We start from the raw sequence: 5,092 nt of genomic DNA on the forward strand, positions 1-5,092 counted from the left end.
GTCGCCGTCCGCCCTCTCCCGCGCGGACGCCCCCGCGTCCGCGGCCGTCCCCGCGTCCGCGCCGCCGGTCCGGTCCATCGGCTCTCCCTCCGCGGGCGTCTGCATCCGGTCCCTCATCATTCCACATAACTATTGACTAGCGTTTTGCGACTGTAGAACATGTTGGCCACGGTTCACGGCGAGGGGAGCCCCCGATGACCGCTGACGCGGCGGCCGGCCAGGCGCGGCCGGACACGTTCAACGCCTCCGATTATCTGCTGCGGGCGGCGCGGGATCCCGGGACCGCCGGCCGGACGGCGCTCACCGGCCCCGGCGGCGACCTGACCTACGCCGACCTCGACGCCCTCGCCGGGAACATCGCCGCCGGGCTGGAGGCGTGGGGGCTGCGCCCCGAGGAGCGGGTCGTGCTCTTCATGGCGGACGGCCCGTCGATGGCGGGCGCGGTCCTCGGCGCGATGCGGCTCGGCGCCGTCCCCGTCCCGGTGTCCACGATGCTGACGGGCGCCGAACTCGCCGCTCTGCTGAACGACGCGCGCGCCCGCGTCCTGATCGTCAGCGACCGGTTCGCCGGGGCCGCCGAGGAGGCCCTCGCGCTCGCCCCGGGCGTCCGGCGCGTCGCGGTCGAGGGCGACGCGGTGCTGCGCGTGCCGGAGGGCGCCCGGCTGGACCCCTTCGCCGACCTCGTCGCGGAGGGCGCGGCGCGGGGCGGGGAGATCCGCGAGCCCTACGCGACCTCCGACGACTCCAGCGCGCTGTGGCTCTACACGTCCGGGACGACCGGCAAGCCCAAGGGCGCGATGCACCGGCACGCCAACATCCGGCACGTCGTGGAGACCTACGGCCGGCAGGTCCTCGGCATCACCCCCGACGACCGCTGCTACTCCGTCGCCAAGCTGTTCTTCGCCTACGGCATCGGCAACTCGATGTTCTTCCCGCTCGCCGTCGGCGCCGCGACGGTCCTCGACCCGGACCGGCCGACGCCCGCGTCCGTCGCCGAGCGGCTGCGCGAGTACCGGCCCACGCTGTTCTTCGCCGTCCCCACCTTCTACGCCGCGCTGCTCAACGCGGACGTGCCGGCCGACGCGTTCGCGTCGGTGCGGCTCGCGGTGTCGGCGGGCGAGCCGCTGCCCGCCGAGCTGTGCCGCCGCTTCACCGAGCGGTACGGCGTGGAGATCATCGACGGGATCGGCTCCACCGAGTGCCTGCACATCTTCCTGTCGAACCGCCCGGGGGAGGTGCGGCCCGGCACGACCGGCGTCGCCGTCCCCGGCTACGAGCTGCGGGTCGTCGACTCCGCCGGCGCCGACGTCCCGCCCGGCACGCCCGGCTCGCTGCTGGTGAAGGGCGAGTCGATCGCCACCGGCTACTGGTGCCGGACGGAGACGACCCGGCAGGTGTTCCAGGGCGCGTGGCTGCGCACCGGCGACACCTACGTGGTGGACGAGGACGGCTACTACACCTGCCTCGGGCGCACCGGCGACATGCTCAAGGCGGGCGGCATCTGGGTGTCGCCCGCCGAGGTGGAGGCCCGGCTCCTGGAGCACCCGGCGGTCGCGATGGTCGCCGTCGTCGGCCTGCCGGACGGCGACGGCCTGGACAAGCCGATCGCCTGCGTCGTCCTCGCGGACGGCGCGAAGGCCGAGCCGGAGGAGCTGATCGACTTCTGCCGGGCCGGGCTCGCCGCGTTCAAGCGCCCCCGCGAGGTGCTGATCATGGACGTGCTGCCGACCACGGCCAGCGGGAAGCTGCGCCGCTTCGCCGTCCGCGATCTGGCCGCCGCGCTCCTCGGCCGCGACTGACCCGCGCGCCCCCGGGCCCCGGGGCGGCCCGGCGCGCGCCGATATACTACAAACTCTTGACGTGATGACCGTGTTCTGTGGAGCATGGGAGCACGGACAGACTGGAGGAGCACCCCATGCACGTCGAGTTCCGGACGGATCCGGCCCGCTACCGGCACTGGAGGGTCGCGGTCGACGGTCCGGTCGCCACGCTGACGATGGACGTCGACGAACAGGGGGGCCTGGTCCCCGGCTACGAGCTGAAGCTCAACTCCTACGACCTCGGCGTGGACATCGAGCTGTACGACGCCGTCCAGCGGCTGCGGTTCGAGCACCCCGAGGTGCGGACGGTCGTGGTGACCAGCGGCAAGGAGAAGATCTTCTGCGCCGGGGCGAACATCCGGATGCTGGCCGCCTCCGAGCACGCGTGGAAGGTGAACTTCTGCAAGTTCACCAACGAGACCCGCAACGGCATCGAGGACGCGACCGCGAACTCGGGCCAGACCTACATCGCCGCGTGCAACGGCACCGCGTCCGGCGGCGGCTACGAGCTGGCGCTCGCCTGCGACCACATCATGCTCGTGGACGACCGGTCGTCCACCGTCTCGCTGCCCGAGCTGCCGCTGCTCGGCGTGCTGCCCGGCACCGGCGGCCTGACCCGCGTCACCGACAAGCGGCACGTCCGCCGCGACCGCGCCGACTACTTCGCCACCAAGGCCGAAGGGCTCGGCGGCAAGAAGGCCGTCGCGTGGCGGCTGGTCGACGAGGCCGTGTCCCGCACCGCGTGGGACGCGACCGTCGCGGAACGCGCCCGCGAGCTCGCCGCCCGCTCGACCCGTCCCGCCGGCGCCCGCGGCGTCGAACTCACCCCGCTGGACAAGACCCGCACCGGCGACGAGATCGCCTACCGGCACGTCACGGCCAAGCTCGACCGCGACGCCGCCGCCGTGGAGATCACCGTCGCCGGGCCTACCGCCGACGCGCCCGAGGACATCGCCGCCGTCCACGCCCAGGGCGCGGACTTCTGGACGCTCGCGATGACCCGCGAGCTGGACGACCTCATCCTCGACCTGCGCACCAACGAGCCGTCCCTCGGCACCTGGATCCTGCGCACCGCCGGCGACGCGCTGAAGGTCCTCGACCACGACCGCCTGCTGCTCGACAACGCCGCCGACTGGCTCGCCAACGAGATCGTCCTCTACCTCAAGCGGACGCTGAAGCGCCTCGACGTCACCAGCCGCAGCCTCATCGCGCTGATCGAGCCCGGCAGCTGCTTCGCCGGGTCCCTCCTGGAGCTCGCGCTCGCCGCCGACCGCTCCTACCACCTGGAAGGCGTCTTCGAGGACGTCGACCCGGACGCCGAGCCCGCCACTATCGCCGTCGGCGCGATGAACCTCGGCCCCCTCCCGATGGGCAACGGCCTCACCCGCCTGGAGACCCGCTTCCTCGGCGACGACGAGGGCCTCGCCGCCGTCCGCGACGCCGCCGCCAAGCCCCTCGACGCCGGCGACGCCGAACGCCTCGGCCTGGTCACCTTCGCGCCCGACGACATCGACTGGGACGAGGAGGTCCGCATCGCCGTCGAGGAGCGCGCGGGATTCTCCCCCGACGCCCTCACCGGCATGGAGGCCAACCACCGCTTCGCCGGCCCCGAGACCCTGGAGACCAAGATCTTCGGCCGGCTCACCGCCTGGCAGAACTGGATCTTCAACCGGCCGAACGCGTCCGGCCCGGACGGCGCGCTGCGCCGCTACGGCACCGGACGGCGCGCCGACTTCGACCGAAAGCGAGTCTGAGCATGCCCGTCTCCGCGGACTACTCCGAGAAGATCCCGAACAACGTCGACCTGCACGAGGACCGGCGCCTGCAGCGGGCCCTGGAGTCGTGGCAGCCGAACTTCCTGTCCTGGTGGGAGTCGATGGGCCCGACCCTGCCCACCCAGGACGTGTACCTGCGCACCGCCGTCAACGTCGGCCGCGAGGGCTGGGCGCACTTCGGGCACGTCGCGATGAAGGACTACCGCTGGGGGATCTTCCTCGCCGAACGCGACGGCGACCGCCGCATCGGCTTCGGCGCGCACAAGGGCGAGCCCGCCTGGCAGAAGGTCCCCGGCGAGTACCGCGCCGAACTGCAGCGGCTCATCGTCATCCAGGGCGACACCGAACCCGCGTCCGTCGAGCAGCAGCGCAACCTCGGCGCCACCGCCCCGAGCCTCTACGACCTGCGGAACCTGTTCCAGGTGAACGTCGAGGAGGGCCGCCACCTGTGGGCGATGGTGTACCTCCTGCACGCCTTCTTCGGCCGCGAGGGCCGCGAGGAGGCCGAGGAGCTGCTGCACCGCAACTCCGGCAGCGAGGAGTCGCCGCGCATCCTCGGCGCCTTCAACGAGGAGACGCCCGACTGGCTCTCCTTCTTCATGTTCACCTACTTCACCGACCGGGACGGCAAGTACCAGCTCGGCACCCTCAAGGAGTCGGGCTTCGACCCGCTGTCGCGCACCTGCGAGTTCATGCTCAAGGAGGAGGCCCACCACATGATGGTGGGCACCACCGGCATCGACCGCGTCGTCGAGCGCACCGCGCAGCTGATGATCGAGCACGACACCGACGACGTCGCCCCGTACGGCGCGATCCCGCTGGACATGGTCCAGAAGTACCTGAACTTCCACTACTCGGTGTCGCTCGACCTGTTCGGCTCCGAGACGTCCAGCAACGTCGCCAACTACTACACCGCCGGGCTCAAGGGACGCTGGATGGAGGGCCGCCGCAAGGACGACCACCGCCTCACCGGCGACTCCATCATGGTGGACGCCCTCGTCGACGGCGAGATCGGCCAGACCGAGGTCGCCGCCCTCGTCGGCCTCAACACCGACCTGCGCCGCGAGTACGTCTCCGACTGCCAGAGCGGCGTCAACCGCTGGAACCGCATCCTCGCCGACGCCGGCCTCCCGCAGCGCCTCTACCTCCCCAGCGTCGCCTTCAACCGCAAGGTCGGCGCCTTCGCCGGCATCGAGGCCACCCCGCGGGGCGAGCGCCTCACCGCCGAGGAGTGGGAGGCCCGCAAGGGCGCCTGGCTGCCGACCGAGGTCGACAAGACCCACGTCCGCTCCCTCATGCGCCCCGTCCACGAGCGCGGCAAGATCGCCTCCTGGATCGCCCCGCCCCGCAACGGCATCAACGGCCGCCCCTTCGACTACCAGTACGTCAGGCTCGCCTGACCCAGGGGGCTGTGTTTTCCCAGGGGGGCGACCCCCTGGAACCCCCGTCACGACGGACGGGGCGTTTCCCGCTCCGCTGGCGCTCCGCGCGAAACGC

General features: G+C 72.1%; 3 protein-coding genes. All 3 read left to right on the forward strand.

The window, feature by feature from the left end:
* Positions 1 to 194 precede the first annotated feature (194 nt).
* The 3 genes from ABZ914_RS46200 (at position 195) to boxB (ending at position 4,995) form a co-directional block, all read left to right on the forward strand.
* Positions 195 to 1,799, forward strand: coding sequence for a benzoate-CoA ligase family protein (locus ABZ914_RS46200; protein WP_500201012.1), 1,605 nt, complete (start codon positions 195 to 197; stop codon positions 1,797 to 1,799).
* A 116-nt stretch (positions 1,800 to 1,915) separates the two neighbouring features.
* Positions 1,916 to 3,574, forward strand: a complete 1,659-nt coding sequence (gene boxC, locus ABZ914_RS46205; RefSeq protein ID WP_500201013.1) for a 2,3-epoxybenzoyl-CoA dihydrolase — start codon at positions 1,916 to 1,918, stop codon at positions 3,572 to 3,574.
* Positions 3,575 to 3,576: 2 nt separating this feature from the next.
* Entirely contained in the window at positions 3,577 to 4,995 is a 1,419-nt protein-coding gene (gene boxB, locus ABZ914_RS46210) for a benzoyl-CoA 2,3-epoxidase subunit BoxB (RefSeq protein WP_500201014.1), read from the forward strand.
* The last annotated feature ends 97 nt before the right edge of the window (positions 4,996 to 5,092 follow it).

It is taken from the genome of Spirillospora sp. NPDC046719 (assembly GCF_040645715.1).
Lineage (GTDB): Bacteria > Actinomycetota > Actinomycetes > Streptosporangiales > Streptosporangiaceae > Spirillospora.

Coding starts and splice junctions, on each gene's coding strand:
- boxB (WP_500201014.1), top strand. CDS start 3,577: ATGCCCGTCTCCGCGGACTACTCCGAGAAGATCCCGAACAACGTCGAC.
- ABZ914_RS46200 (WP_500201012.1), top strand. CDS start 195: ATGACCGCTGACGCGGCGGCCGGCCAGGCGCGGCCGGACACGTTCAAC.
- boxC (WP_500201013.1), top strand. CDS start 1,916: ATGCACGTCGAGTTCCGGACGGATCCGGCCCGCTACCGGCACTGGAGG.